26 protein-coding genes are annotated in these 25,686 nt (G+C 41.2%); 8 read left to right on the forward strand and 18 right to left on the reverse strand.

All coding sequences use genetic code 11. The annotated features are described in order from the left end of the window. Nucleotides 1-19: 19 nt before the first annotated feature. The 3 genes from IGJ12_RS10435 to IGJ12_RS10445 all read right to left on the reverse strand — a co-directional run bounded on the left by IGJ12_RS10435 (nucleotide 20) and on the right by IGJ12_RS10445 (nucleotide 4,414). On the reverse strand, nucleotides 20-1,318 hold the full coding sequence (locus IGJ12_RS10435; protein WP_005225702.1) for a PTS sugar transporter subunit IIC: 1,299 nt from the start codon (nucleotides 1,316-1,318) through the stop codon (nucleotides 20-22). A 387-nt stretch (nucleotides 1,319-1,705) separates the two neighbouring features. Continuing rightward, the gene (locus tag IGJ12_RS10440) at nucleotides 1,706-3,010 is read right to left on the reverse strand and encodes a PTS sugar transporter subunit IIC (protein ID WP_008378600.1); all 1,305 of its coding nucleotides are present in this window, start codon (nucleotides 3,008-3,010) and stop codon (nucleotides 1,706-1,708) included. Nucleotides 3,011-3,022: 12 nt separating this feature from the next. Continuing rightward, nucleotides 3,023-4,414, reverse strand: a complete 1,392-nt coding sequence (locus IGJ12_RS10445) for a glycoside hydrolase family 1 protein (protein WP_196044016.1) — start codon at nucleotides 4,412-4,414, stop codon at nucleotides 3,023-3,025. Between the two features lie 171 nt (nucleotides 4,415-4,585). Here IGJ12_RS10445 and IGJ12_RS10450 point away from each other — a divergent pair, with 171 nt between their 5' ends. Beyond that, nucleotides 4,586-5,356 (forward strand): MurR/RpiR family transcriptional regulator, encoded by a 771-nt coding sequence (locus IGJ12_RS10450; protein WP_430618982.1) that lies wholly within the window; start codon nucleotides 4,586-4,588, stop codon nucleotides 5,354-5,356. 23 nt (nucleotides 5,357-5,379) lie between these two features. Here IGJ12_RS10450 and IGJ12_RS10455 read toward each other — a convergent pair whose 3' ends face one another. Genes IGJ12_RS10455 through IGJ12_RS10465 form a run of 3 tightly spaced genes read right to left on the reverse strand, consistent with a single transcriptional unit; the run spans nucleotide 5,380 to nucleotide 6,634 of the window. Continuing rightward, nucleotides 5,380-5,922, reverse strand: a complete 543-nt coding sequence (locus tag IGJ12_RS10455; RefSeq protein ID WP_430618983.1) for an SIS domain-containing protein — start codon at nucleotides 5,920-5,922, stop codon at nucleotides 5,380-5,382. Between the two features lie 14 nt (nucleotides 5,923-5,936). After that, nucleotides 5,937-6,116, reverse strand: coding sequence for a MurR/RpiR family transcriptional regulator (locus IGJ12_RS10460; RefSeq protein ID WP_430618984.1), 180 nt, complete (start codon nucleotides 6,114-6,116; stop codon nucleotides 5,937-5,939). A gap of 14 nt (nucleotides 6,117-6,130) precedes the next feature. Further along, complete coding sequence (locus IGJ12_RS10465) at nucleotides 6,131-6,634, reverse strand: GNAT family N-acetyltransferase (RefSeq protein ID WP_008378608.1); 504 nt, start codon at nucleotides 6,632-6,634, stop codon at nucleotides 6,131-6,133. Nucleotides 6,635-6,805: 171 nt separating this feature from the next. On the opposite strand from IGJ12_RS10465, the gene IGJ12_RS10470 reads away from it, so the two are divergent. Then, nucleotides 6,806-7,069: a hypothetical protein gene (locus IGJ12_RS10470; protein ID WP_042890964.1), complete on the forward strand. Its 264-nt coding sequence runs from the start codon at nucleotides 6,806-6,808 to the stop codon at nucleotides 7,067-7,069. A gap of 113 nt (nucleotides 7,070-7,182) precedes the next feature. Here IGJ12_RS10470 and IGJ12_RS10475 read toward each other — a convergent pair whose 3' ends face one another. The 3 genes from IGJ12_RS10475 to IGJ12_RS10485 all read right to left on the reverse strand — a co-directional run bounded on the left by IGJ12_RS10475 (nucleotide 7,183) and on the right by IGJ12_RS10485 (nucleotide 9,586). Continuing rightward, complete coding sequence (locus tag IGJ12_RS10475) at nucleotides 7,183-7,353, reverse strand: hypothetical protein (RefSeq protein WP_005235207.1); 171 nt, start codon at nucleotides 7,351-7,353, stop codon at nucleotides 7,183-7,185. Nucleotides 7,354-7,484: 131 nt separating this feature from the next. After that, complete coding sequence (locus IGJ12_RS10480; RefSeq protein ID WP_005235206.1) at nucleotides 7,485-8,360, reverse strand: cation diffusion facilitator family transporter; 876 nt, start codon at nucleotides 8,358-8,360, stop codon at nucleotides 7,485-7,487. A gap of 200 nt (nucleotides 8,361-8,560) precedes the next feature. Next, nucleotides 8,561-9,586, reverse strand: coding sequence for an NAD(P)/FAD-dependent oxidoreductase (locus tag IGJ12_RS10485; protein WP_005235204.1), 1,026 nt, complete (start codon nucleotides 9,584-9,586; stop codon nucleotides 8,561-8,563). Nucleotides 9,587-9,852: 266 nt separating this feature from the next. Between IGJ12_RS10485 and IGJ12_RS10490 the strand changes: the two genes are divergently transcribed. After that, complete coding sequence (locus tag IGJ12_RS10490; protein WP_005235202.1) at nucleotides 9,853-10,578, forward strand: alpha/beta fold hydrolase; 726 nt, start codon at nucleotides 9,853-9,855, stop codon at nucleotides 10,576-10,578. Between the two features lie 2 nt (nucleotides 10,579-10,580). Next, nucleotides 10,581-13,127, forward strand: a complete 2,547-nt coding sequence (gene mprF, locus IGJ12_RS10495) for a bifunctional lysylphosphatidylglycerol flippase/synthetase MprF (RefSeq protein WP_005235200.1) — start codon at nucleotides 10,581-10,583, stop codon at nucleotides 13,125-13,127. A gap of 65 nt (nucleotides 13,128-13,192) precedes the next feature. Here mprF and IGJ12_RS10500 read toward each other — a convergent pair whose 3' ends face one another. Then, on the reverse strand, nucleotides 13,193-14,152 hold the full coding sequence (locus IGJ12_RS10500; RefSeq protein ID WP_005235198.1) for an SPFH domain-containing protein: 960 nt from the start codon (nucleotides 14,150-14,152) through the stop codon (nucleotides 13,193-13,195). Further along, nucleotides 14,149-14,424, reverse strand: a complete 276-nt coding sequence (locus tag IGJ12_RS10505) for a hypothetical protein (protein ID WP_016620494.1) — start codon at nucleotides 14,422-14,424, stop codon at nucleotides 14,149-14,151. Before IGJ12_RS10505 ends, IGJ12_RS10500 begins: the two co-directional genes overlap by 4 nt. 185 nt (nucleotides 14,425-14,609) lie before the next feature. On the opposite strand from IGJ12_RS10505, the gene IGJ12_RS10510 reads away from it, so the two are divergent. Both IGJ12_RS10510 and IGJ12_RS10515 read left to right on the forward strand, forming a co-directional pair. Then, nucleotides 14,610-15,020, forward strand: coding sequence for an organic hydroperoxide resistance protein (locus IGJ12_RS10510; protein ID WP_034872372.1), 411 nt, complete (start codon nucleotides 14,610-14,612; stop codon nucleotides 15,018-15,020). A 58-nt stretch (nucleotides 15,021-15,078) separates the two neighbouring features. After that, nucleotides 15,079-15,513 carry a MarR family winged helix-turn-helix transcriptional regulator gene (locus IGJ12_RS10515; protein ID WP_086373082.1) on the forward strand — a complete coding sequence of 145 codons (435 nt, stop codon included), beginning with the start codon at nucleotides 15,079-15,081 and terminating at the stop codon, nucleotides 15,511-15,513. A 50-nt stretch (nucleotides 15,514-15,563) separates the two neighbouring features. Here the strand turns inward: IGJ12_RS10515 and IGJ12_RS10520 are convergent, their stop codons facing one another. Both IGJ12_RS10520 and IGJ12_RS10525 read right to left on the reverse strand, forming a co-directional pair. After that, entirely contained in the window at nucleotides 15,564-15,926 is a 363-nt protein-coding gene (locus IGJ12_RS10520; protein ID WP_008378626.1) for a hypothetical protein, read from the reverse strand. A 278-nt stretch (nucleotides 15,927-16,204) separates the two neighbouring features. Next, nucleotides 16,205-16,573: a DUF7006 family protein gene (locus IGJ12_RS10525; protein WP_430618985.1), complete on the reverse strand. Its 369-nt coding sequence runs from the start codon at nucleotides 16,571-16,573 to the stop codon at nucleotides 16,205-16,207. A gap of 454 nt (nucleotides 16,574-17,027) precedes the next feature. Between IGJ12_RS10525 and IGJ12_RS10530 the strand changes: the two genes are divergently transcribed. Then, a complete protein-coding gene (locus IGJ12_RS10530; protein WP_005235184.1) occupies nucleotides 17,028-17,204 on the forward strand; it encodes a hypothetical protein in 177 nt (58 codons plus the stop codon). Nucleotides 17,205-17,259: 55 nt separating this feature from the next. On the opposite strand, the gene IGJ12_RS10535 is transcribed toward IGJ12_RS10530, so the two are convergent. From IGJ12_RS10535 to IGJ12_RS10545, 3 genes are read right to left on the reverse strand one after another with little or no spacing between them, the layout of a single operon-like run. After that, nucleotides 17,260-19,419 (reverse strand): lectin-like domain-containing protein, encoded by a 2,160-nt coding sequence (locus IGJ12_RS10535; RefSeq protein ID WP_430618986.1) that lies wholly within the window; start codon nucleotides 19,417-19,419, stop codon nucleotides 17,260-17,262. A gap of 18 nt (nucleotides 19,420-19,437) precedes the next feature. Further along, nucleotides 19,438-20,487, reverse strand: coding sequence for a DUF916 and DUF3324 domain-containing protein (locus IGJ12_RS10540; protein WP_430618987.1), 1,050 nt, complete (start codon nucleotides 20,485-20,487; stop codon nucleotides 19,438-19,440). A 16-nt stretch (nucleotides 20,488-20,503) separates the two neighbouring features. Continuing rightward, nucleotides 20,504-21,124: a WxL domain-containing protein gene (locus IGJ12_RS10545; protein ID WP_005235179.1), complete on the reverse strand. Its 621-nt coding sequence runs from the start codon at nucleotides 21,122-21,124 to the stop codon at nucleotides 20,504-20,506. Nucleotides 21,125-21,263: 139 nt separating this feature from the next. On the opposite strand from IGJ12_RS10545, the gene IGJ12_RS10550 reads away from it, so the two are divergent. After that, the gene (locus IGJ12_RS10550) at nucleotides 21,264-22,769 is read left to right on the forward strand and encodes a helix-turn-helix domain-containing protein (protein ID WP_142971681.1); all 1,506 of its coding nucleotides are present in this window, start codon (nucleotides 21,264-21,266) and stop codon (nucleotides 22,767-22,769) included. Between the two features lie 83 nt (nucleotides 22,770-22,852). On the opposite strand, the gene IGJ12_RS10555 is transcribed toward IGJ12_RS10550, so the two are convergent. Both IGJ12_RS10555 and IGJ12_RS10560 read right to left on the reverse strand, forming a co-directional pair. Then, nucleotides 22,853-23,740, reverse strand: coding sequence for an SDR family oxidoreductase (locus IGJ12_RS10555; RefSeq protein ID WP_005235175.1), 888 nt, complete (start codon nucleotides 23,738-23,740; stop codon nucleotides 22,853-22,855). A 245-nt stretch (nucleotides 23,741-23,985) separates the two neighbouring features. Then, nucleotides 23,986-25,686: a DUF4091 domain-containing protein gene (locus tag IGJ12_RS10560; RefSeq protein ID WP_430618988.1), complete on the reverse strand. Its 1,701-nt coding sequence runs from the start codon at nucleotides 25,684-25,686 to the stop codon at nucleotides 23,986-23,988.

The following is a 25,686-nucleotide window of genomic DNA, read 5'->3' on the forward strand; positions in this document are numbered from 1 at the left end:
CTCACTCTTTTTGTTTTGCTTAAGCGGCTGTTTCTTCTTCTTGCTCTCGGGCAATCTGCTGTTTCTCAAAGACTTTAAAGAATGGGTAATAGATTGCGAGTGTGATAAAGAAGTTGACGATCACTAAAATCGCTGCTGCGATACTCCAGTCCGTACTCATCCAGGCGGCGATTGGTGCTGGAATGGCAAACCCAAGTCTGGCAGCCATCATCGGTACAACACCGGTAATGGTAGCGAAGTAAGAAATCGTTGTCGTAATCAACGGTGCCACCAAGAAAGGAATACCTAAGATTGGGTTCATTACGATCGGTGCACCGAAAATCACTGGTTCATTGATATTGAATAGGCCTGGCAAGATGGACAAACGGCCCAATTGTTTCAAGTATTTTGATTTGGAGAAGAAGAACAAAACGACCAACGCTAAGGTCGTACCGGCTCCACCGATCCATACGAACCATTGTAAAAATTGTTCCGTAAAAATATTAGGCAATTCATGCGCATTGCCAGATGCTTGGAAGGCTTCCATATTTTCAGCGATGGAAATATCCCAGAAGGGACGAATGACAGGACCCATGATGGCTGGTCCATGAATTCCCAGTACCCAGAAGAAACAGATCAAGAAGACAGTCAATAAACCACCAAACAAGCTGTTACCCGCTAGCACGTCTTTTAACGGCATCAACAAATTACTTAAAAAGCCATTGATATCAAAACCAAGCATATGACGGATCACCCAGAACAAAATCAGGATCGCTCCACCGGGAATCAATGCCATAAATGAATTCGTCACTTCTGGCGGCACACCATCTGGCATTTTGATGGTGATGTTTTTTACGATAAAGAAACGATAGATTTCAACGGACAAGATCGCCGTAACGATCGCACCAAACAAAGAGCCGGAACCTAGGTTGGCCACATTGATATAACGCCCGGCATCAATGATACCTTCCACAGAATCAAAGACTCGCAACGGTGGTGCAGCGGTTACAAGAAAGGACATCGTTGCTAAGATACCCGCAGTCAATGAATCCAGCTTGTAGCTTTTGGCTAGCGATGAAGCAATCCCATACGTTGCATATAATGCCAATAATCCGACTGTATAGCGAAATGGAATATCCAAAACTTCCCGATACGGTTCGATCACGGCAGCGACTGATTCGATGGGAAAATTCAGTAAGATCGTGAAGAAAGACCCAACGATCGTTAATGGTAAAGTAGCGATGATCCCCTTACGAATCGCTACCATGTGCCGTTGCATCCCCACTTTATTTGCAATCGGCATCAATTTCTGTTCAATAAATTCTACAAACCCTTTCATAATTGCCTCCTTAGTTTATAACATTATAATGTTTATACAAGGATAATAGCACATAGGATCAAGGTTCGTAAATAGTTTTTTAAACTGTAGATAGAATAATCTTTTCGCAATAACATTTCTTACAGTAACCATCAAGCGTCCTATCGTTGTCCTTTCGGTCGATACTGATACATAAATCGATTTTGGATGACGGTACAATTGATGATAAGTAACAAAATGAAAACTGGCGCCAAAGGAGTGCGGATCAACAGGAAAAACAAACTGAGTAAGAAAAGTAAGGAAACAAGTAATAGTTTCCAAAAAGACAGCGTGATTCTAGCATTATTTTTTTCTAAAAGAAGATGGGTCAGAAAAATCAAGAGCAAACAACTCACTACTAGAACCATTCTACTCACCTTCTTTAACTGTTTCTAGCTCTTGCGCCACTTGAAGTTTCTCAAATGCTTTGAAGAATGGATAATAAATCGCTAACGAAACGAAGAAACAGACGAAGACCATCAAACAAGCAACCCAATTCCAATTTGAGGTAATCAATGCGCCAAGAGGTGCGGGAATTGAAAATGGTGGTTTGACCATCATCTTAGGCATCCAATTTAAAGCGGTAACGATATAAACTATAATGGTATTAGCAATTGGCACTAGAATAAAGGGAATCGCCAATAGCGGATTCATTACAATCGGTGTCCCAAAGATCATTGGTTCATTAATATTAAAAATTCCCGGTAAAATGGAAAGACGCCCCAATTGTTTTAAATAGTTTGAACGGGAGAACATAAACAAAACAACCAATGCAAGCGTTGATCCTGTTCCACCCATTTGGGCATACCATTGATAAAATTGCTCGGTAAAAAGATTTGGTAGGTCAAAGGCAGACATCCCATTTTGGAACAATTCTGCATTTTCTAAAATTGCCTGATCCCAAAACGGGCGAATGATGGGACCTAAAACGGCATGGCCATGAATACCCAATACCCAGAATACACAGATTACAAATTGTGTGATGATCCCACCAATCAAATTATTTCCCGTTAAGAACCCTTTTAAAGGAGAGATGGCGATCGTCAACAATCCATTTAAATCAAAACCAAAAAAGTGTCGCGGAATCCAAAAGACTAAGATAACTAGCAAGGTTGGTAGGAGTGCCGCAAAGGATTCGCCTACCACAGGAGGTACGCCTTCTGGCATCTTGATTTCCAAGTTTTTTGCTTTCGTAAAATGATAAATCTCTACTGAAACTAGCGCCGCAATGATCGCACCGAATAGTCCTTGTGATCCAAGTGAAGCGATGGGTAAATACCTTCCTGCAAGTACGGCATCTCCTGTCGTGCTGATGCCTTCCGCCAAATTGATTGGAACGACCATTAAAATCGTCGCTAACATGGATAAAAACCCACTTGTTATCCGATCGAGTTTGTAACTTGCACCTAAGTTGGAGCCGATCGTAAATGAGGCATAGAGAGACATTAGCCCCACCGTAAATCGAAAAGGAATGTCAAGTGCCGGTAAATAAGGAGCGACCCATTCGGTATAACCAGGAATCGGCAAATTTAAAATAATGGTGAAAAAAGAGCCAACGATCGTGAGCGGCAAAATAGAAATCAACCCATTTCGAATTGCCTGCAAGTGCCGCTGCTGTCCAATAGCATTGGCAATCGGTAATAACTTCATTGCAACCGAGTCTAAAACTTTCATTATAAAAACCTCCTAAAATTCGTTTGAAAAACCATTTCTTTGAATCACTTCTTTAAACCATAGACCAGACTTTTTCATCGTTTTTTCTCCTGTTTCTAAATCTAAGCGATAAAAGCCATAGCGATTTTTGAACGCATTTTGCCAACTCCAACAGTCCACAAATGTCCACATGTGATACCCCAGACAGTTACTACCCTCCGTCATTGCTTGGTGAAGCTCAATTAAATGCTCTTTTAAAAAAGCAATCCGATAGTTGTCTTGTACTTGCCCCCCTTCGATAAATGTTTCTTCTCCCTGAATCCCGATGCCATTTTCTGAAACAAACCAATCAATATTCCCATATTCTAACTGGATTTTTTTGGCGATATCATACAAGCCATGAGGATAAATCTCAATCCCCCTTGAAGTATTCATCCTTCTGCCGGGCATCTCGTAATCATCGTAAAACCATTCTGGCGAAAAAACTCCCTCGGGATTAGGCAATGATTCTTTGGCTTTCACTCGCCGTGGACGGTAATAATTGATCCCTAACAGATCAATCGTTGTTTCAGCAATCAAGGCAAGATCCTGTTCTTCCACTCGTGGCATTTGGTCGTAGCACGTTAAAATAGACTTTAACTCTTGAGGGTAACGACCTTTTAATATCGCTTCATTAAGGGAGCGAGTATAGAAGAGGTCTGCCATTTCCGCTGCCTTTAAGTCGGCAGGATGTTGGCTTCTTGGGTAAACTGGGATCACATCCATGATGATACCGATTTTCCCTTGATAAGTTCCTTGTCGAAAGACCTTAACTGCCTCACAGTGAGCAAGGATGATATGATGAAGTACTTGTGCCGCTCGTTTAAAATCAACTACATAAGGATAGTGCCGGTCATGCAAATAGCCGGCTTCTGCTGGAATCATCGGCTCATTAAAGGTAAACCAGTACGCAACTTTCTCATGAAATAAATCAAAACAAATTTTCGCATACGCCCGATACGCTTCGATGACCTCACGATTTTCAAATCCGCCGATTTCTTGTAATTTCATTGGCATGTCAAAGTGATAAAGATTGATAAACGGTTTGATGCCTCTTTGATTTAACCCATCAAGCATTCTGGTATAAAAATCAACTGCTTCTGGATTGACTTCCCCTGTACCTTCGGGAATAAGACGTGACCAAGAGATCGAAGTCCGAAAAGAATTAAAAGAAAGTGCCGCCATTCGATCCAGATCCGCTTCCATTTCCTGATAAAACCTTGATGTATGTTCTGTTGTAACTCCTTCAAAAAACCGATGGTTATAGTTTTTTGATGCATAATCCCAAATGTTTTCTCCTTTCTTGTCTCCAGCTATCGTTCCTTCTGATTGTGTCGCACTCGTTGCTGCACCCCAGAAAAAATTCTTTGAAAAATTATACTCCATGTCGCCCTCCTACAATTCCTTTTTTACTAAGCGAAGCATCCGCTTACATCGTTGAACAACGAAAGTATAGCATGAAGTAAAATCAATATAATGTTATAATCCAAAATAGAGAACGTTTTCATCCCTTGTCATTTGTTCCACAAAAAAAACACTTTGCTACGGAGGTGCATCATGCTTTTTCTTGACTACAATCCTGAACTTACTGCACTAGAATACGAGGTTTACCGATTTGTATCAAAAAACTTGGCTTCAGTGTCTAAAATGAAGATGAAAGAACTTGCCAAAGAGACCCATACCAGTACTGCTAGTATTAGCCGCTTTTGCAAGAAATTTGAATGTGATACGTTTACCGAATTTAAGATCAATTTGCGCTTTTACTTAGATTCTCTCGTAAAATCCAAAATATCCGATAGTGATGAATCTCAAACAATTGATTTCTTAAAGCGAGTAAACCAGCCCTTTTTATCTGAGAGAATCAATCGAGCAACAGAGATTCTTAAGAACAAAAGCTTCGTTCTATTTATTGGATCAGGCTTATCTGAAACGATTGCGGAATATGGCGCACTCTATTTTACTGACTTGGGAAAAACGGCATTAAAAGTTGACGATCCCTCAAATTATCCTATCGACTGGTTTCCAGAAGACATATTGTGCAAAACCGGTATCATTGTTTTGTCGATTTCTGGGGAAACACAAGAAATGATTCGATACTTACAAAAGTTAAATCAAAAAGATTGTCAGATAATTGCCATCACGAATACGGAAGATTCAACCATCAGCCAGTTATCCGACTTAACGGTGCCCTATTACATTGAAAGAGAGACCATTTTTAAAGCTAGTCAAAAAAAAGAGAAAACCATTGAACTGACTTCTCAGCTACCAGCAATCTATTTAATTGAAAAAATTGCCAAAAGAATACGCCTATCAGAAGAATTTCTCTGATAGGCGTAGGTAGTTTTAATTATTCAGCGGCCTTCACAATCAGTAACTAAATCAAATAAAAGTTCCACCAAATAAATGGCTGGAATTTGTGAGGACAATGAATCAGCTTCTTGATTATCGGAATAATAATAAGCAAAATTTCGCTCAGATAGTTTAGCAATTGACGTTGTTGAACGATTTGTCAGTGAAATGGTTGAAATTCCAGAGAGGCTACATTCAGTGATCAAAGATTCAAGGAATGGATCGGCGCCTTTATTAGAAAAGACCAGCAACGTGGTTTCGCTACCTAAGGTTCGCCAAACGGATTTAATCGATGTTGCTTCTTCCTCTACGCTCACGATCTTATCTAAACGTGCAAACTTTTGTTGGGCATAGCTCAAAGCAAGTGTCGATTCCCTATCACTGGCTAAGATCAAAAGTTTTGCTTTACTTATTCGTTTGGCGATCGTTAATAATGTTTCTCGATAGAAGGATTCATCCATACGTTCAAAAAAATAGTGCAGGGCTTTTTTATCTTGTTTGAATAATCGATCAGTCTTTCCTTGTTTCTGTAACGTCTTTTTCAATTTGATTTTAAATTCTAAAAACCTTCGCAATCAAATTTTCGACAAAACCGCAGAACAGTCGTTGAGCTAGTTTTTGTTGTATCAGCCAGTTCACGAATAGACATCGAACAGACTTCTGCTTGCTGATTTAAAACGTATTGAAATAGTTGCCATTCTTTCTTACTGAACGACTTATTCTTGGCAGTGAGTTCCATTCGTTTTCTCCTTGTTACGCCCCTTCGTCTCCAGCAATCTTCTTCTCATAAATAAAATCATCCATAACAAATCCCGAACCAATCGTAACGGTGCGTTCAGAAACGCGTTCAAAGCCGCGATGTTCATAAACAGCGATCGCTTGCTGATTTTGTTTGTTGACGTTTAAATGCAACGTTTTGCCTGAGGCGATTTCCTCATACCAATCAAAGACTTGGCTGGCATAGCCTTTGCCTCTAGTGGATTGGTGGAGATACAATTTACTTAAATAAATCTGCTGCGGCGTTTCTTCATACGCTGTATACCCTACTGCTTGGTCACCTTCCATTAGTAAAAGATAGACGGCTCCTTGCTGGACTTCGTTTTGAATCGCTGCTGGTGATTGATAATGAGCCAGCATATACGCGACTTGATCCAAACCAATGATTGGTGTAAACACTTCTGGCCAGATTTCTTTGATCAAACGATCCAACGTTTGGAAGTCTTCTGGTGATTGAATGATTTTTTGTGTAATTGCCATAAGAATCCCTTCTCTCTGTTGCTGTGCGAAACAGAAACTCGCTTATAAATATCTCTATTATAAGGGAAGAACCAAAAAAAGAAAGGGCACGTTGAATAAAGATCCCTAAAAGTTTCAAAAGATGGTAAACTAGAAGTGAAAAAATGGCTACTAAAAGGAGGTAGTAATACGATGCAACTCTTACAACTACTTTTACTGGCAATCATTTTTGTTTCTTTCTTCTTGGTGTTGATTGGATGGGTTTTATCGATGACCAATGGCTTGATCTTTTCTCGTTTTCCTCAGCAATTTAAAGCACACGCTCATGATCCTAACTATGAAAAAGAACGACAAGCAGGCAAGCGCTTGAAAGAGATTATATTTCGACGCATTATTCCTTTAGGAATAGCTTCTTTGCTCGTCTATGGATTAACCGCACTATTAAACGTCCTTTAAAAGTTTTTAAAAAGACTTGAACGAATCAAAAAATAACCGGCATCTTTTCCTGTTGATCAATGCTCCTTTCGCTTTCGCTGTGGGGAACATCAATGCATAAGATGCCGGTTTTTTTATTTGCTTACTGCTGCTTTAGAGGCTTGAACTTTTTTCAGTAAAGCGAAGAGGACTTGGCTATCATCGATAGCCGCAATATATTGTTGGCAAATTGCCATCATTTCTGTTTCATCCATTTTATCTAAAGAAATAACTAATTCATTTTCTACTACCTGCTTATTATTCATAGGGCTCCCTACTTTCTTCCTTTGTTACCTCTAGTTTGCCATGAATGAGCAGGTTCCGTAAGAACTTTTCAGTTTACAAACAGGAAACGGGTGGTTTACATCCTTGTCCTACCAAGGTTTTTCCAGAAAATTTATTCGGTAGCTGGCTCAATGTGGATGTCAGTATCAAACACCTGAAAACGATCAGCTAAGAGATCTTCAATAGCATCTGCCACGTTATGACTCTTTTCAACCGTCAAAGATTTGTCCATCGTCACGACGACATCAAGAAAAACATTGGCGCCATACATTCTTCCTCGAATCGATTTAACAGATTTCACTTCAGAAAAACCAGCGATTGCCGCTTCATACTCCACGACTAACGATTCATCAAACCCATCAGAAAGTGAAAAGGCACTCTCGCGAAAAATATCAACGGCGGTTTTGATAATCAAAAGAGCTACCACGATCGCAGTCAAACTGTCTAACCAACCGATACCAAATGAGGCGGCAAAAATAGCGATCGCCGTTCCAATACTCGTCCACGCATCGCTGCGGTTGTCTTTAGCAGCTGCTAGCAAAGCGGAGCTTTTTACGCGAGCGGATAATCGCTTATTGTAGTAATACATACCATACATCAAAATAGCTGAAATGATACCGACGACTGCCGCAATCATATCGGGACTTTGCGTTTCACCGAGTAGAATCGTTTGAATGGAGGACCATAAAACCTGCAGACCGACCGCCAGCATAATCAAGGATGTTACGAGACTCGCCACATTTTCTGCTTTCCAATGACCATATTTATGGTCTTCATCTGCTGGCTTTTGAGCCAAACGCAAACCGATCAAAACAGCGATAGACGCTACGATATCCGTCGCATTGTTTAATCCATCCGCCCATAATCCTTCAGAGTTTGCCAAACGACCAATAACTAGTTTGGCGATGGAAACAAAAATGTAGGCAACGATACTTAAGATAGCGCCTCTTTCTGCTTGTTTTAATTCTGCATATCTTGTTTGATTCATGTCATCCCCTCCAATTAGTCAACTTGAAAATAATAGCTGAAATTTTCATCAATTGCATCATTTATTTGAGAGATTTTATTTTTTAGGAGTGGCAAACATTCACTTCTAGTGAAACGAATTTCTGTTCTGAGGTTACCAAAAAAACAGGACTCCCAAGGGAATCCTGTTTTTTGCTTTTTTTCTTTCACAAAGAATCGCTGCTACTCGTTCACCAGCAGCTGTCGATTTCTTTCACTGAATTTCTCATTATGGGAAGAAACCATCGCCTGTGGGACACTGGTCGGCTCTAAATAGTGTTTGATTTGGTTGACTGCTTGCGCAGCATCTTGAAAGGCGCCTGCCAAAAGATTCACTTTGCCTTTGAAGTAATGGATGTCACCAGCTGCAAACACACCAGGATGGCTGGTTTTTGTTGGAATCTCACAGTTCAAATAAAAATCTTCATGACGTGCGAGATCAAAGGAAACTTTATCTAACAAGGCACTGTCCCGGTCATAGCCATGTTGGATCAACAAATGATCGCATAAAAAATCGATCGTTTCTTGGTTAGCACTGTTTTTTAATCTTAGAACCATATTGAAGGTTTCGGCTTGATTCACCCCGTCAATCGTGTGATTCATCAACACTTGAATCCCTTCTGCTTTCATCTTCTTTACTTGTGCTTCATGGGCCTTCAATTTCTCGCCCCGATAACAAAGCGAAACTTTTGCCCCATAAGACGCCGCTTCAATCGCATAATCAACTGCTGCATCCCCGCCGCCAGAGATCACAAGATGTTTGCCTTGGATCGCTTGCTGGTCAGGAAACTGATAGTGGATATAGTTGTCGACATTATTATGGATGAAACAAGGCAATTTTTGCGGAGAAACGACACCGCCGCCAATACAAACTAAAACGGTGCGTCCAACATGGGTCCTCCCTTGGTCATCCACTGCATAAAAAAGATCGTCTTCCTTGGTCAATTCGATGATTTTCGTTTTCAGATAGATCGTTGGATCAAACAACTTAGCCTGTTCAATCAAGTGTTCTTTGACTTTCTTCCCCTTGGTTGGCGGCAATGCACCCACATCCCAGACCATTTTTTCAGGATAAAAATTGATCTTCCCGCCTAATTCGGCTTGTGCTTCAAACAATACGACCGATAGATCACGTAATCCAGCATAAAAACTCGCATAGAGCCCCGTGGGCCCTCCTCCGATAATCAGAACATCTGCTATAGTGGTCATTGGCTAGCCTCCCTTTCATAAATGAAAATCATTCTCAATTAGTTAGTTCGATTATAGTCAACGAATACGTGTTTGTAAAGAATTTTCTGAAAACAAATTAATTAACTTAGTCGATTATTTTTATTTACATTGTAAAGAAAAAAGCCTTTTCCTAAATATCTGCTAAAGAAAAAATGAGTAGAATGTTATTTTTTCTCATTTTATCTAGTGATATGTTTGTGATAGCTACTGACTTCAAGGTATACTCTTAGAAAGTAGGTGAAAAAATGAAAGTTGAAAAATGTTACGCACCCTTACCGGATGGGTCTGTCCTCTATTATGAAAAAACCGGTTCAGGATGCCCTCTTTTTTTATTGCACGGAAATGGCGGTAGCAGTGCCTATTTCTCAAAGCAGGTCGACGCATTGCGACAAAAACATCAATTGTACTTAATCGATAGCCGTGGGCATGGCAAGTCCACTAACACACAGAAAAAGATCGATTTTTTTAAAATGGCAACGGATCTTTTAGCAATCATTCAGCAAGAAAATTTGTCTAAAATCGCCCTATTAGGATTTAGTGATGGGGCTAATCTAGCAATGGTCTTTTGTCATCTTTACCCTGAGTATGTTAGTTGTATGATTTTAAACTCGGGCAATACTGAGCCACGGGGAGTTAGACTCTTTTCTCGAATGGGGAGTGTCTTGCAATATCTGATCGTTTGGCTTTGTTCCCCATTCTCAAAAGGAATGCGGGGCTTTCTCCCTATTTTGGGATTGTTGTTTCGTCCAATCGGTTTATCTACAGCCGATTTGAATCACCTCAGTGTGCCGACATTGATTTTGGTCGGCAAACGTGATTCGATCAAGCTTTCCCATTCTTTTTATATTGCAAACAGTATCCCTCAGTCCAATTTTATCGTCGTCAAAGGACAAGGACATAGTTTTGCACGAAAGAATCCAGAGGTATTTAACACGAAAGTATTATCTTTTTTAGAAAAGGTCGGTGAATAACTATGAGAATCTTTACTTGGCTCCGCGACCACCGCTCACTGTTTAAAACACTCTTCTTGATTGCAGTAGCCGTGATCGTGTTGGGCGAACTGCTTTCATTAAGCAAGACGATCTCCATTGATCAATTAAAAGAGTTGTTTGCGCAACTGGCACTTTGGCGAGTGGCATTAATGGCTGTCATTGGGTTATTATGTGTCTTGCCAATGGTCTTATATGACATTGTCTTGAACCGCCTATTAGGGGACAAACCTGATCGCCGTTATTTGCTGGAAACCAGCTGGATCATCAACACTATGAACAACTTAATCGGCTTCGGCGGCTTCATCAGCATCGGATTACGCTCGGAATTTTACGGCAAAGGAAAAAAAGGCAAAGAAGTTGCCCAAGCAATTTCGAAGATTTTTATTTACCTGATGTCTGGTCTTTCGATTTTATCCCTTGCTGCACTAGCCTTCGTCTTATTTGGTCCAACGACAGATTATCTGCAACAGTATTGGATCTGGCTGTTAGGCGGTAGTCTTTATTTTCCAGTTGTCTATGCCCTTAGTTTTTCCAAAAAAAATGCTTACTTAGGTGGACTGCAACGGCGTGATCGTCTGCAGTTGATCGCCGCTTCCTTATTAGAATGGTTAGGTGTTTTTGCAGCCTTCTTTACGACTGGTCTCTTGATGGGCATCTCGGTGGATGTGTTTCAATTGTTGCCACTTTTCATCGCTGCCTCCGTGATTGGGATCGTTTCGATGATTCCCGGAGAACTTGGAACCTTTGATGTAATGATGATCATGGGAATGGGCTCACTGCAGATTCCCCGTGAAAGTGTCATTGCTTGGCTGTTGCTTTTCCGCCTGTTTTATTACATCATTCCCTTTTTGATCGGTTTGCTTTTTTTCTCAAAAAATGTCGGCGTCTCCCTCAACCAGCGCTTTTCTGGTATTCCAAAAAGCTTGTTGTTGGAAGTGTTCCACAAGATCGAAGTGTTGCTGCTTTATTTGACGGGAACGATGTTGGTGCTCTCCGCCACGATTCCAGAAGCCTTTGATCAAATCAAATGGTTAGCCCACCTCAATCCGATTCGCTTGAATTTTGTGATGCAGTACCCGAGTATTTTTCTCGGTTACCTCTTTTTAATTGCCGGTCGAGGGATATCTGCCCGTGTCAGTCGCGCGTACGTGCCGACGCTTTTGTTGATTGCAGCAACAATCGGTTATGCTATTTTTGCGGGCTTCCGTTTTTCGACCATGCTGTTTCTTCTATTATTATTAGCAATCATGATTTTTTCAAAAAGCGAGTTGTTCCGTAAACAACTCGTCTTCTCGTGGGAATGGCTGACGATCGATGGTTTGTTAATTGGTTCGTTGACGATCCTCTATGTCATTATCGGGGTCTACAATATGCCTCATATCAATCGACATCCAACGCATCACCATTCGATGGATTTTTTGCTTTTCCCTTCTGAAAAATTATGGCTGCAAGGGTTCGTTGCGATTTTATTCGTCGCCATTGCGATGCTGCTGTTTGCCCGGTACTTGATGGGACCAAAACACCAATTAGGCGTCAGTGCTGCCACTGATAAAGTGAAACATGTTTTAAATACTTACGGTGGCAACAGCGACAGCCATCTGGTGTATCTAAAAGACAAGAAAGTATACGTGTATCCAGAAATTGGCGAGCCGACGGTCTTTTTTCAATTTACGACCTTTAATAACAAATGTTTAGTCATGGGGGATCCTTCTGGGAAGCAAGCAGACTTTCCACAGGCACTGGAAACTTTCTTAACAGAAATGGATCAATGGAATTATCTGCCGGTCTTTTATGAAAGTAGTGAAGAAATGGTGATGCTGCTGCATGAATTTGGGTATGACTTTATCAAATTCGGTGAGAAAGCTTATGTGGATCTACCTAGCTTCACCCTCTCAGGAAAGAAAATGAAGGGACAGCGGGCATTGAACAATAAGATCACTAAAGAAGGCTTTACTTTTGATGTGCTCACCCCACCCTTTTCAGCCGAAACATTTGCAACGCTTAAGGAAATTTCTGACAACTGGCTAGATGGACGGAAAGAAAAAGGGTTCTCCCTTGGGTTCTTTTCAGAATCCTATCTAAGCACTGCACCAATTGCTGTCGTCCGTAATCAGCAACAGGAGATCGTCGCATTCGCTTCCTTTATGCCCACCTATCAAACAGGCCTAGCATCCATTGATTTGATGCGCCACGATCCTGAAAAAGCGCCGAATGGAACGATGGATTTCTTGTTTATTCAGCTATTCGACTATTTTAAAGAACAAGGCTACCAACAATTTGATTTAGGCATGGCACCATTAGCCAACGTTGGTACTTTCCGCAGCAGTTTCTTGCAAGAGCGGATCGCCTATCTCGTTTACACCTTTGGTTCTCGTTTCTATTCTTTTGAAGGGTTACGCGAATACAAACAGAAATATGCCGCTTCTTGGTCCCCTCGCTACATTTTATACTCTCGGGATAGTTGGATCGGGTATGTCATGATGGCCCTCTTGATCGTCGATAATCAATCGGCGGAAAAAACGAAGTAAAAAAGGTTCCCATACTCCTCTTTCTTTTCGGAGTATGGGAACCTTTTTCAATTGTTGTGCTTAACTTATTCAGCCGATTTAGATGGTGCATTTTCCCAAAGTTGTTTGACGACTGGAATATTTCCCAGTTCCGTCATATTTGATGGCAGAATGACCGTATTGGTATTGCTATTCACCACATCTCTGAAGGCTTCGATCCCTAGATATGATAGTGAGCGCTCGTCGAGCTGGCTTTCTTTGATTGCTTCATTGATGGCTAAAATCCGTTTGCGTTCAGCTTCAGTGATTTTCGCGATTCGTTCTGCTTCCGCCTCGGCATCAATCCGTACACGCTTTGCCCGCGCCTCGGCATCGATTTGAGTTTGTTCCGCTCGGGCTTCGGCGTCGATCGTCATTTGAGAAGCTTTGGCTTCTGCACTCAAGACTGAAGAAGATTTCTCACCTTGGGCTCTTGTGATCATCGATTCTTTGTCTCTAGAGGCAGTGATCAATTTGTTCATTGATTCAATGATTTCTTGCGAAACTTTGATTTCCCCAATGTTGATTCGGTCGATCGCTAAGCCATAGCCTGCCGTGATATCTTTGATTGAAGTAAACAACGCTACGTTGATTTCTTCAGTCCCATTTAAAACTTCATTTAAATCCATTTTCCCGATGATTCCCCGCAAGTTCGATTGGGCATCTTGGATCATTGAAACAACGGAGTTTTCATTTTCGTAGACAAAGGCACGCACATCTGTGACATGGTATTTGATTGCTTCATCAATTTGAACGATTACATTATCTTTTGTGATTGCACTTTGGGGTTCGATCTCCAAAGGAATCTGTTTCAAGGACACTCTTTCTCTAACTGTATACAAAATCGGAACAAGAAAATGAAGCCCTGGTTCCAACGTTCGAACGTACTTCCCAAAACTTTCGACAACTTTGACTTCCCCTTGACGAACGATCACAGCAGTGCTTGCAATCAGCCAAATCAGAATCACTAATACTAAAATAACTAAAATAATTTGGATAATGATCATTGTAAAAACCCTCTTCCATTTTCAAATAATGTATTGTTTACACGGGTCAATAAGACACCGTTTTCAACCCCGATAATCTCTAACATGACATTTTCAGCAGGAATCCCTGCAATCACCCGATATTCTGTATAGGTGCCATAAAGCCGTATATAGCCTGAATAATGATCCGTCAACGATCGAAAATAGCGCCCTACCGCTCGTTTTTCCATATAATCTACGATGATTTTCACCCTCTTTGCCTTCATGCAGTAAATTTGAAGCTTCAAACTCATTTGTTAATCTATTACAAGTGTTACTAACTATGATAGCACGTTTCACCCAAGAGAACAGTAAACTTATGCTGATTCCGGTTTTTTTTAGAAAAAAAACATAGAACGAAAACCAATTCCTTGCATTTTTCAATTAAATTGCATACAATTTAATTGTACAAAATATAAAAATCAGGAGTGAAGAAATGATGAAAAAAATGTATTCGACTAAAATGATCAACACTGGTGGCCGTTCAGGAGAAGTACACAGTCCAGATCATTCATTTGAGCTAAACATCACTGCACCTGGCAAACGTGTCGAAAATGCTACCAATCCAGAACAACTTTTTGCGGCTGGTTTTAGTGCTTGCTTCAACAGTGCCCTTGAATTGGTGAAAAGCAGCAAAGGAATCGATGGTGCTTCTACGGTGAGCGCACAAGTGACCTTATACGCAGAAAGCGAATCCAGTTTTGTCTTGGGTGTTGAGATCGAAGGTCAAATCGAAGGATTGTCAACAGAAGAAACACAAGAATTGCTTGAGATCGCTCATACCGTATGTCCTTATTCAAAAGCCACAGCTGGCAACATTGAAGTGACTGTCAAAGCCGTTAGCGAGTAGACTTTCGTTGAAAAAACAGCTATGATAAGAGGCGGATATTAGAAAAAGGGGTGAAAACATGAATGTCTTAGCGTTAGAAAACCAATTGTGTTTTCCTCTATACGCCGCTTCAAAAGAAATTATCAAACAGTACAAAGACTTACTGGACCCGTTGAATTTGACCTATACCCAATATTTAGTGATGTTAGTGTTATGGGAAGATGAAGCGATCAGTGTCAAAGCATTGGGGAAGCAATTATGTCTCGATTCTGGCACACTGACACCGGTTTTAAAAAAGCTTGAAGCAAAAGGCTACCTAGTAAGAAATCGAAATCAAGACGATGAACGTTCTTTGAGGGTCACATTGACTGACTCAGGCAAAGCGCTTCATGAACAAGCGTTAGAGATCCCCTACAAAGTGACCGAATTCTTGCCTCTTGAACCGGAAGAACTGTCCGTGCTCCATCAATTGACGACAAAAATGGTACAAAGATTTCAAGAACAAGAAAAATGATCCGCTGTTTTCACAGCGGATCATTTTTTTATCATGCAAACGAGTATTCTTTAAGAAGCTTTAGTTTTCAATTCACCAATCACATTTAGCAACTGGGTTAATTGTTCAGGATCTTCGATTTTTCTGATGGCGATTTTCACTAATTCAAAAATCTGGTCATCGGTTAGGCCTGTCTGTAATATCTCCAATTCACTTACAGCTGGCTGAAAGCGACGAGCCAAGACTGATCCGCTCATTTTGATACTTGCAATCTCCAGAACTCCTTTGTTTACTAACTTGCGAATCACGGACAGTGATGTGTTACGGTTTAAGCCGAAACGTTCACTAAATTCTGTACAGCACAGAGGTTCATCCACAGCCCAAAAACAAACTAAGACTTCCCACTCTTTTTTTGAAAAACTCAAGTAATCCATAATTGCTCCTTTCCATGCCGATGAGGCTGGTTCTTATTTTCTAAATTAAAACAATCGCAGCTATTTCAGTCAGCTGGCTTTCCTCTTCCTTTTTTCGATTGTTTTTTCTTTCACTAAAAGGATTATATACCAATAATAATCTATTTTATTCATAATTTCAAAATAATTTTTATTTTAATGATAAATAACATGTTTAATTATTCTTTTTCTTGATAAAAAAAAACGACTAGATCAGCTAGTCGTTTTCTTACTCTACTTGATATTCCTACGAGAAGTGTTTATTGAACACTGAAGATCAAACTCTCATGCTCTTGTTCTTTTAAGGAATAGCCACAAAATTCTTTATTCAAATTCGGAAAATCACGTTCGATCATCTGAATAATCTCGATTTCCGTCAACAGTTTGTCTTCTGACAATTGCAGCGAGTTCAACAAAACAAAACGAGAATCATAGCCTAAAATTTCCGGTATCAACCGCCAAAAATTTGTGCTGTCAATTTGTTGGATCGTTTGTTCCATAGCAACAATCAAGTTTTGCACGTGTTCATAGACTTTAGGATAATCAGATTTTAGTAGATCCAACAGTGCTTGGTCTAGCACTTTATCTAAATAAGCCTTTGTATCGGTATAAATTATTGAAGAAATCACTTATTTCATCAATCCTTTCATTCAAATGCCATATTCGACATTGTCAAGGATGGCTCCTTGTTCTTATATATAGCATACTATCGGTGATTTTCGTTCTCAGATTAAGGATAGAATATAGAAAAAAAAGAGAAGCGTCTTTTCTTGTCCCCTAATCTTACTCCACAATAGCAAAATTTTGCTAAACTGATAAGCAAAGCGATTCAGCACCTATCGAAAATGAGAAAATTGTCAGATTTCCTTCCTTTTTTATCTATAGCGATTCCTACCCATCGGGCTCTGTAACTGCCAATAGCCTCGCAATTACACACTTCTACGCCTCCCCCAATAAACGTAGGTTTTTTCTCATTTTAACAAACGTCTTACACAGCATAATTTCAGACAGAACCTTATACAACATGTATAATTAAATTATAGAAAGTCATCAAAATAAAACGAAACGAGGAGTGGATCACAGATGAAGAGTCATTGTAAATGTGGAAAAAAAATGAATGCCCATGAAAAAAGCTGTCCAGACTGCAAACACAAAAAACAGCAAACCTTAGAATCCTTGGAAAAATTCGTTAAATACGGCAGTTTTGCTTTAGCAGGCCTATCATTAGTTTTAAAAATTGCGAAAAGTCGCCAAAGTTAAAGGGACCGACTTAAACTTTTAGACGAAAAAAACGCCTTCTAGGCGTTTTTATTTGCTATTCATTAATGATTGTACTCTCCAACAGCCAGTCGACTGTGCCTGTATAGGTACCTGGTAAAATCAAATCTAACTTGGGGACAAAGCGAAAGTAGCAATCATATTCCTGAAGATCCAAGGTTAAGTCCGTTGCTCCTGTTGGCTCCTGCTGGAAAATCACTTGCTCTTCAGAAGTGACAGAAGCCACCAGCTGATTGGTCACCGGATCATAGAGTACCAACTGAATTTCCTCTGCCAATAGTTGCTGCTCTTGCATAAAATCCTTTATCTGTCCACTTAACTGCCAGGTTCCTTCGCTGGTATTGCTGATAGACAAAAGGGCTTCTTGATCAAAAGCAATCGCTATATAAGCAAAGCCATCGTCTCTGATGGATCGTACCAGTTCATTCAAGGTCACTGTCGCTGTGATTGAAGCAGGCGCACGCTGAAATTCTACAATCCCACGAAAGTCAATCCCATAATAACGTGTCGCCGATCGATTGCCTTCTGTATCGATCACATAGGAAGCCAGATAATAGGTTGTGCCTGGTTCTAGTTCTTCGGTGTCTAACACCAATGTATCCGTTAGCGGCTCCGACAATGTTCCCCGTTCAACCAACGCTGCTTCAGAGAAATCGGTTTCGGTGATTGTCACATCCTCCGTAAAGAACTCCGTGACATATATTTTGGCTTGGGTCGAGTTTTGGTCATCAATCGTGATCGGTATATAGGAATTGCGCTTTTGCCGCACGATCTGCAGGTCTGCTTTTGATTCTGCCAATGACGCCGAACCTGTTGTAAGCGTTGGTGGAAAGATTCCAGTCATTTGATAATAATGAATTTCTGGATCACCTGACGTCATACTGGAAACAAAAGCATTTCCATTAAAAACAGTTTGGACAGGGATGGCTATATCTAAATTCTGATTGAGCGGCGCTTCTGTGTAATTGACGGAAAAGTGAACGATGTATTCATTCCCTTTGACCATGTCAGGCAGTGTCGCAACCAATTGCCCATTTTCAATGACAAAAGGTAAGGCAGTTCCGCCTTCCGGCATGCCATTAACCATGATTTCACTGGCTTTTCCAAAATAAACCGCCTCGGGAACTAATGATAGTCCTTCTGGAAAAAGCGATGAGAGCAAGATTCCCGATTCCAAGTCAGCTAGATCACTGGTGCTTTTATAGGAGAGATAGGTCGCATAAGTAATGGTTTTGCTATTGTCGACAGTGGCTGGCTGGGAAAGTGTCGTACCAGTATCCAACAATAGTTTGACTGGGTCTTTTTCAAAAACACCGGTTCGCATCTCAAGTTCTACTAATCCTTCAACATCGACAAACGCCACTGCTTTTTCTTGAACATAGCCCCCGTTTGCACCAGTAAAACCAAAATAGACCGGTGCACTATTAGTCAGGTTCAAATTTGATTTGAAGGTGTCATCAACAGGTACCGTCACATCAACACCGAAATCTGGTACGGTGTAACGCAACGTTTGCGTTGGCTGATCAAAAACTACTGTAAAACTATGCCACACCCCATCGGAAATATCACTCACTGATACCGTATCACGATGATTTAAGACTTTGTCGATAATCAGCCAGCCATCGGTGGTATATGCGTCATTTGAGCCGGGAAAATTCCATGCGATATGATGGCCGGAAGGAACATCGCGATCCATCATACCGTCCCCAGTCAAACCGGCATTATTATAGAACGTATCGAATTCAATCGCAAAACTTTGCGGGATTGCCCCCGTACTTAGAGGAGTCGTTCCTCCTGTATTTGACCAGACGCCAATCGTCGGTCCTGCTTGTTCTGCCAGCGCATTTAAGCCACTGCTTTGCATCACAAAAGCGAGCCCATCGCTGTCCGTTGCTGTATTATCGATACAAAATGCCATTTCTAACCGAAAAGAGCGAGTAAAAGAAACCGGCTTATTGAACCAGACACCACCACTGGAGTTGGTGGTAGCTCCATCATTAATCTGAACATAATTGACGCCCGGTTCTCCTTGTGGCGACCCCGCTTGTCCCACAGGAGTGATCAGAGAATCGTCAATCGCTAACGTAGGAAAATCTGGCGCAGATACCGCAGCATGGACGATTTCTTGTTTCCCACATAGCAGGAAAATGCTAAAAAAGAACACATAGCCCCATCGGATAATGCCAAACTTTTTCATCACTGTCCTCCGCTTTCTTCATTCTGATTCTTCTTGCACTGACAGCCTAACATCTGCTTCTGCTTTTTTACGTCTCCTATATAAAATGAACAAGAGAAGTAGGACAAACAGGAAGAGAAGTAGCCCTCCTGCATAGAGCCAGTACTGTTTTTGAAGATACGCTGCACCTAACGTTGTCTGACGGTTGATAAGGTTGGCTTGCTTGCGATCAACCACCACCGAATCCTCAAACACCCATGTTCCTTTAGGCGCATTCAACTCGATCTGTAATAGATAGGTCCCCGGTTCGAGAATGTTCTGATCAAAGGCACTAAACAGCTCCAAAACCGAATTCGGAGCTATTTGAAAATTCTCTGCAGAAAACCCACCGACCTTGTTGCCGCTATCTTGCTCGCGTATCACGGTTTTGACAGTGATGTTGCCAAAGGCTGTGGGCTGATCATTGCGGATCCTACTTTTGAGAGCTGTAGAACCATATCTTTCCACCGCCTCAGAATTGATCAAAGACAATTGAGGATCAGGCATGGTTGCCACATTCTGACGCAAGCGGATCCCTTGTTGAATTTTATAGTTGGCTTGCAGATTTGTTTGCTGGCTTTCAGTTGTCTCTGACGGTTCTTCTTCAAAGGCAAACACACCAAGTATTTCTCCTGCAAATTCTTTTGCCTTCATTGAAAGGGTAAAATGGACCTGACGACTTTCTCCAGGGTCAAGCTGGATCGTCTGTCTCGGATTTTCAATCAATTGACTAAACGAGATTCCTTGGTTCTCTTCGGCGGTCTGTTCTGCTTGGTACGCGATGATCCCAGTAGAGGCCGTATAACTATTTAGTGCTGCTGCTTTAATGGTCAACGGCTCTGAACTTGTATTATGAAGGGCAACGGTCAAATTCTGTTCGGTCTCATGATTTACCAGTAAGTCGAAATAACTGACGTCACTGACTTGATTTTGGGGAAGTTCTGGGGTTACAGTGAACCGTGTGGTCTGTGCATGACCGGTGACTTTCGTAAAGCAACACAAACTGATAAAGAAACTAATGAGTACGAAGCACTTGATTTGTTTTTTCATTGTCACCCTTTCCTTGTTATTCTGCTTGATAGGTGTTTGATAATGTCCAAGTGATCGTTCCACTATAAGTGCCGCTGTTCACATTTTGTTTTGGTACGGTTAATGAAGCATTGGAAAAGTTAAAGTCATTGGTTGCTAAGCCGGTCGTCCCATTAGCAGAAGCGATCAATGTAGGTTCTGTTGCCCCTACCATCAATTCGGTGCCCGATACTAGCGTTGCATCGCCCGAAGCCGTTGAACCATTTAAAGTGACTTTGGCATTTGCTAGCTCGTTATCGCTGGCATTCGTCATTTTCGATAATTGCGCAGTCAACTGCCAACCAGCTTGATTTGGTCCACGGTAATCCGTGATCGATGTCACTTCATCCGACGTTGTTTGAATCACTTGTTCATCGGTAGCGATATCTTGGATACTGCTTGTACCGAAGTTAAAATTGGTCACCTGATCCAGTGACAAAATTCCTTGTTCGATCGTTAGTGTTGCTTGACTCGTCATTGAAGCCGTTGGATTCGCTTCTGCTGCAGCTGCCGCAGTGGGCGCCATTCCTAAACCCATTCCGACCAAACCTAACATTCGTACCTTTTTGTTCATTTTCATCTCTTCCTTCACTTTTTTTAATGAGAAACCGAGGGTCATCGAAAAAACAGCCTTAAAAAATAATAATTTAATTGGTGTTTTTTCATTCTATTCTCATCTATCATAAGTATAATCCATCATGGTTATCATACGGTTCACAGATTTAGCGTAAAAAAAACGCCAAAAAGGAGAATCCCTTATGTATCGAGAATTCATTTCTCCCGCAGAAGAAAAGAAATTAGAGATTTTCAAAGTTGTCTGCAATTCCAACGGAGTGACATTGGTCCAACTGTCAGAAGTTTTGAATATCCCGCAAAAAAGCCTGCAAAAATATATCTATTTTTTAAATGAAGATTTGCAGCTGCTCTCACCTCACCTGCTTCTATCAAAAAATCATTACAATCAGTATTTTCTTGATCGAACAGAGGATGATGAACCTTTCTATGCACAATTGATGTACCATTACTTGCTCAACTCCACACAATACAACCTGATTCATTACTTGATTGGGCGCCCGCAAATGACCTTGACTCAATTATGTTTGGATTTGCATGTCAGCCAATCGCATATGTATCGGTTGATCAAGAAAATCAACCAACTATTGGAAAAATTTCAAATCCGAATTCGAACAGACCTGAATAATCGCATCGTTCTTGCTGGAAAAGAGCTTGATATCCGTATTTTCACCTACAGTTTCTTGACCCAAAGTGCGCCTGCTGATTTGTGGCTTTTGCCGAGTGTTTCCCATAAAAATGTCGAAGAATTTACGGCATTCTTTGCTGTTTCTCACTTTGATCCGTTGACGAAAAATAAACTCGCTGCATTTTGGCAAGCAGTGGTCAGCCGAACGATCCAGAAAAAATATTTGCCACCGATTCCTAAAAAATACATGGGATTGATGAATTTCTATTGTTTTTTACCAGAAGAAATTCTCGAATCACTTTTTTTGAGTGCCGATTATGCCTCAGAAAAGATGCTTCAGTCAGAGTATCTTTACTTGAATTTCTTTTTGCATGTCTTTTTGCCAGGGGTTGTTCCCCAAGAAAAGAATCAAACGATCATCCAAGAGATCAAACATTCTGATACTGATCTTGTGCGCTTTTTCACTGCAATGATCAAAGATTGGCACGATACCTTTGCTCCAAGTCAGGAAGCCGCCGAATTCGAAAAATTATTAAGCAGCTGTCTGCTGGTCTTCAATCTATCGATCATTATCGGCATCGATCTTCTGGAAGTGTGGCAGCTAGAACACCAACTGTTGACTGAAAATGCTCCTTCCAAAGACAGAACCTATGAAGCAATCTGCACACTTTTACTGACCCATGTTGAAAAGTATCCATTTGCTGACTTGGATAAAGAGTATTTTGAACAGACACAGTTGCCTTATCTGGCTCATCTCTTGTATTTGGAAACACAGATGAATACGCCCCCGACCGTGTCGATCTATATTCAAACGACGATTCAATACCGCACAAAGCAAATGATTGAGACGAGGATTCGTTCGATTTATTCTAAAGCTTCTGTGACTTTCGTCAAACAAATGGAAGCCGCAGATTTATTGATCACGGATAATTATGAAGAAGTGATGTTTTCCGAAAAATTAGTCTTACTGTCTAACCTGCAAGCCGAGCAAGAGTGGGCAGCCGTTTTTGCAAAGATCAATCAACTGATGATGACCAAGATGTTTGCCGAACAAGGAAAATAAGTTGCCGATTCCATTTTCATCCGCAAAAAAAGCCCGAGCCTCTTTGCTCGAGCTTTTTTTCTACTATTTTAGTCCTAGGAATTTTAAGCGAAGAAGCTACCGCCAGTTACACTGTAAACTTGACCAGTTACATAACTTGCTTCATCAGAGGCTAAGAAAACATAGACTGGTGCTAATTCGACTGGTTGTCCAGCACGTTTCATCAGTTCTTTTTGACCAAATTCTGGAATCGCAGATTGTGGCTGTCCACCCGAAATTTGAAGTGGTGTCCAGATTGGACCAGGAGCCACCGTATTGACCCGAATGCCTTTTTCACTTAATTGAGCAGCTAGCCCTTTACTAAAGGAAGTAATAGCACCTTTCGTGGCTGCATAGTCTAAAAGATGGGCACTAGGCTCCGCACTTTGGATCGAAGTGGTCGTGATGATGCTCCCACCAGCTGGCAGATAATCCAACGCTTCTTGGACTGTCCAATACATCGAGATGATATTCGTTGTAAAGGTATCTTGAATTTGTTGTGTAGTCAACTCTTTGATGTCCTTCACCGCTTGTTGCATCCCAGCATTTAGAACCAACGTATCTAACCCGCCTAATTCTTTGGCTGCTTCATGAACCAATTGACGAGCGAAAGTTTCATCTTTCAAGTCTCCTGGGATCAAAACTGCTTTGCGTCCAGCTTTTTCAATGACTGCTTTGACTTCTTGCGCGTCTTCTTCTTCAAAAGGAAGATAGTTGATTGCAACATCGGCGCCTTCTTTGGCAAAAGCAATCGCTGCTGCTCGACCAATACCAGAATCACCACCGGTCACTAATGCTTTGCGTCCAGCTAATTTGCCTGAACCTGCGTAGCTTTCTTCCCCGCAATCAGGTACTGGCTGCATCTTTCCTTGAATTGCCGGTGCTTCTTGCACCTGTTTTTCAAATTTGCCATCATAATACTTCGTTAACGGATTGTTGATTTTTTCTGACATGCTCGTTTCCTCCTTGATTATTTCTACTTCTATTTGTCATCGTTTGTTATGACCTTACTTAAAAGTGTAAAGGAAGATGGAGGGAATGAAAAACGAAACGCTCACCAGAAAAAAAGCATCTGTAAGAAAACAGATGCCTAGTAAAACGAAAAAGCTGCGTGAATCAGTAGTGAAAACGCCCACAGGTATCTCACTATTCTTCTGGAAAATCGTAGTGAAATTTCTGGGTGCAGTGTTTGATTTTGCTACTTTTCTAGCAGTTCGAGGAGGGCCCGATGAAAGGCCTCCATCTCCTCCGCGGTCTGTAGAAAAACATCGGGATGACTGTGATGGCTGTCGATCATCCAGTGTTTCGTGTCTGTAACTTTAAGAAAATCTGCTACTACGGCGTCGGTTTGCTGCGGTTGTGCAGCTTGAGCGGTCTTCAAGAGATAGAAATCTTCAATCCCCCGCTGTAGTTGTTTATACCTTAGGGACAACAATAATTGTCCGTGATTGCCAGGATAGACGAAACAAAGATCACCGATCGGTAGTGAGCTCGTATTGTACCGAATATCGGACCGAGCATGTTCTGGCCAGCAATTGTAGGCCCAACGCAGAAAGCCGTCTGTTTTGAACTGATACGATAAGATTCCTTGCATTCGCGTCTCTAACAGGGGACTATGCAAAAAGGTATTTGGTTTGTCGGGATAATTGCAGACATAGTACTGCATCTTGCCCGGATGGCTTTGTGCTAGTGTTTCGTAATGGTTGCAAGTACAGTAATAGGAAGTCACAGGATGATCGATCACTGGCAGCAGCTCAAATAACACGTCTTCTTTATCAAAAGCAGCTTTGATCTGGATCGACGGATCAATTTCTTTTAAAACAGCTAACGAGGCTCGGAAACTGTCGATTTGATGTTTCTTCGGTTCGTCAGAAACGATGCGAACCTTCTCCCACAGATTCTTTCCTTTAAAATAATCAAATACTTGGCGTAGATACTCCTGCAACTCAGCTTTTTGATTAATAAAGCCAAAGGCGCCTTTCCCCTCATCATAAAAGCGAATCACCAATTTTTCTGGATGGTCCAAGTTGACTAACGGAAAAAATGGCGGTTCCCAGACCCCTAATAAACCAAACACATCAATTTCATCTTTGATGCCCGCAGCAAAAAAACAATCAAGGTAACGTATCAGCACAGAAAAATCGCAGGAAAGTTCTCCGTCTGGTGTCTTTTTGACCTTTACCATCGAATACTCATATAAATTGGCGGGATAATCTTTGACGATGTAATTGAACCAGCCCTTCCAAGGGATCTCTCCGGCGATCACTGTGATCGCTTTTTGTCCGATCACAGCGAGACTCTCAGCCATTTCCTTGATCAAGTCAAAGTGGGCATCGCTCCATAACGGAACGTCAAAGGTGCGAGCCAAATTGCTGGGCTGCTGCCACATATTTAAGTGGAACGTCTCTAAATAATCTTTTGGAAAAGTAAAAGCGTCCACTTCAATCGTTAGGTTCTTTTCTAACAAGCACTCCTCTTGGCTAGTCAAGTGTGCCCGATAGACCTTGATTTTCACGGGATAAACTTTCGGTTTGATCGTCTCATCGATCTGCCACTCCAAATAAAGTGGTGCAAAGCGATCGCCAGGATAGGTTTTGGCAGTTCGTTCAAGTAATTTATCGGCGTACGCCAATTCCTGCTGACCGACATAATAGTCGACGAATTGCGCTTTGACCGGCAATTCGCTAAAAATCTCAACGCGTATCATGGGAATCTCGATTTCATCGGGGATCGAAAACTCGTCGCCAATAATATAATGATTGCGGTTGCCATCGTGCAGCAGCAACTGACAAGCAGCAGTACTGTTACGAACAGCTGATAACTGTTCAATCGCTTGTGGCTCTTGTGTGATCAATTCTGTTGAAGCCTTATAGCTTTCATGGACCAGGATTGCTTTCAT

The sequence above is a fragment of the Enterococcus sp. DIV0802b genome (genome assembly GCF_050543535.1).
GTDB classification, from domain to species: domain Bacteria; phylum Bacillota; class Bacilli; order Lactobacillales; family Enterococcaceae; genus Enterococcus_D; species Enterococcus_D entomosocium.

What these genes read in the sequence shown, in the direction of transcription:
- IGJ12_RS10435 (WP_005225702.1), bottom strand. Translation starts at nt 1,318, where the DNA reads ATGAAAGGGTTTGTAGAATTTATTGAACAGAAATTGATGCCGATTGCA.
- IGJ12_RS10440 (WP_008378600.1), bottom strand. Translation starts at nt 3,010, where the DNA reads ATGAAAGTTTTAGACTCGGTTGCAATGAAGTTATTACCGATTGCCAAT.
- IGJ12_RS10445 (WP_196044016.1), bottom strand. Translation starts at nt 4,414, where the DNA reads ATGGAGTATAATTTTTCAAAGAATTTTTTCTGGGGTGCAGCAACGAGT.
- IGJ12_RS10450 (WP_430618982.1), top strand. Translation starts at nt 4,586, where the DNA reads ATGCTTTTTCTTGACTACAATCCTGAACTTACTGCACTAGAATACGAG.
- IGJ12_RS10460 (WP_430618984.1), bottom strand. Translation starts at nt 6,116, where the DNA reads ATGGAACTCACTGCCAAGAATAAGTCGTTCAGTAAGAAAGAATGGCAA.
- IGJ12_RS10465 (WP_008378608.1), bottom strand. Translation starts at nt 6,634, where the DNA reads ATGGCAATTACACAAAAAATCATTCAATCACCAGAAGACTTCCAAACG.
- IGJ12_RS10470 (WP_042890964.1), top strand. Translation starts at nt 6,806, where the DNA reads ATGCAACTCTTACAACTACTTTTACTGGCAATCATTTTTGTTTCTTTC.
- IGJ12_RS10475 (WP_005235207.1), bottom strand. Translation starts at nt 7,353, where the DNA reads ATGAATAATAAGCAGGTAGTAGAAAATGAATTAGTTATTTCTTTAGAT.
- IGJ12_RS10480 (WP_005235206.1), bottom strand. Translation starts at nt 8,360, where the DNA reads ATGAATCAAACAAGATATGCAGAATTAAAACAAGCAGAAAGAGGCGCT.
- IGJ12_RS10485 (WP_005235204.1), bottom strand. Translation starts at nt 9,586, where the DNA reads ATGACCACTATAGCAGATGTTCTGATTATCGGAGGAGGGCCCACGGGG.
- IGJ12_RS10490 (WP_005235202.1), top strand. Translation starts at nt 9,853, where the DNA reads ATGAAAGTTGAAAAATGTTACGCACCCTTACCGGATGGGTCTGTCCTC.
- mprF (WP_005235200.1), top strand. Translation starts at nt 10,581, where the DNA reads ATGAGAATCTTTACTTGGCTCCGCGACCACCGCTCACTGTTTAAAACA.
- IGJ12_RS10500 (WP_005235198.1), bottom strand. Translation starts at nt 14,152, where the DNA reads ATGATCATTATCCAAATTATTTTAGTTATTTTAGTATTAGTGATTCTG.
- IGJ12_RS10505 (WP_016620494.1), bottom strand. Translation starts at nt 14,424, where the DNA reads ATGAGTTTGAAGCTTCAAATTTACTGCATGAAGGCAAAGAGGGTGAAA.
- IGJ12_RS10510 (WP_034872372.1), top strand. Translation starts at nt 14,610, where the DNA reads ATGAAAAAAATGTATTCGACTAAAATGATCAACACTGGTGGCCGTTCA.
- IGJ12_RS10515 (WP_086373082.1), top strand. Translation starts at nt 15,079, where the DNA reads ATGAATGTCTTAGCGTTAGAAAACCAATTGTGTTTTCCTCTATACGCC.
- IGJ12_RS10520 (WP_008378626.1), bottom strand. Translation starts at nt 15,926, where the DNA reads ATGGATTACTTGAGTTTTTCAAAAAAAGAGTGGGAAGTCTTAGTTTGT.
- IGJ12_RS10530 (WP_005235184.1), top strand. Translation starts at nt 17,028, where the DNA reads ATGAAGAGTCATTGTAAATGTGGAAAAAAAATGAATGCCCATGAAAAA.
- IGJ12_RS10535 (WP_430618986.1), bottom strand. Translation starts at nt 19,419, where the DNA reads ATGAAAAAGTTTGGCATTATCCGATGGGGCTATGTGTTCTTTTTTAGC.
- IGJ12_RS10540 (WP_430618987.1), bottom strand. Translation starts at nt 20,487, where the DNA reads ATGAAAAAACAAATCAAGTGCTTCGTACTCATTAGTTTCTTTATCAGT.
- IGJ12_RS10545 (WP_005235179.1), bottom strand. Translation starts at nt 21,124, where the DNA reads ATGACCCTCGGTTTCTCATTAAAAAAAGTGAAGGAAGAGATGAAAATG.
- IGJ12_RS10550 (WP_142971681.1), top strand. Translation starts at nt 21,264, where the DNA reads ATGTATCGAGAATTCATTTCTCCCGCAGAAGAAAAGAAATTAGAGATT.
- IGJ12_RS10555 (WP_005235175.1), bottom strand. Translation starts at nt 23,740, where the DNA reads ATGTCAGAAAAAATCAACAATCCGTTAACGAAGTATTATGATGGCAAA.
- IGJ12_RS10560 (WP_430618988.1), bottom strand. Translation starts at nt 25,686, where the DNA reads ATGAAAGCAATCCTGGTCCATGAAAGCTATAAGGCTTCAACAGAATTG.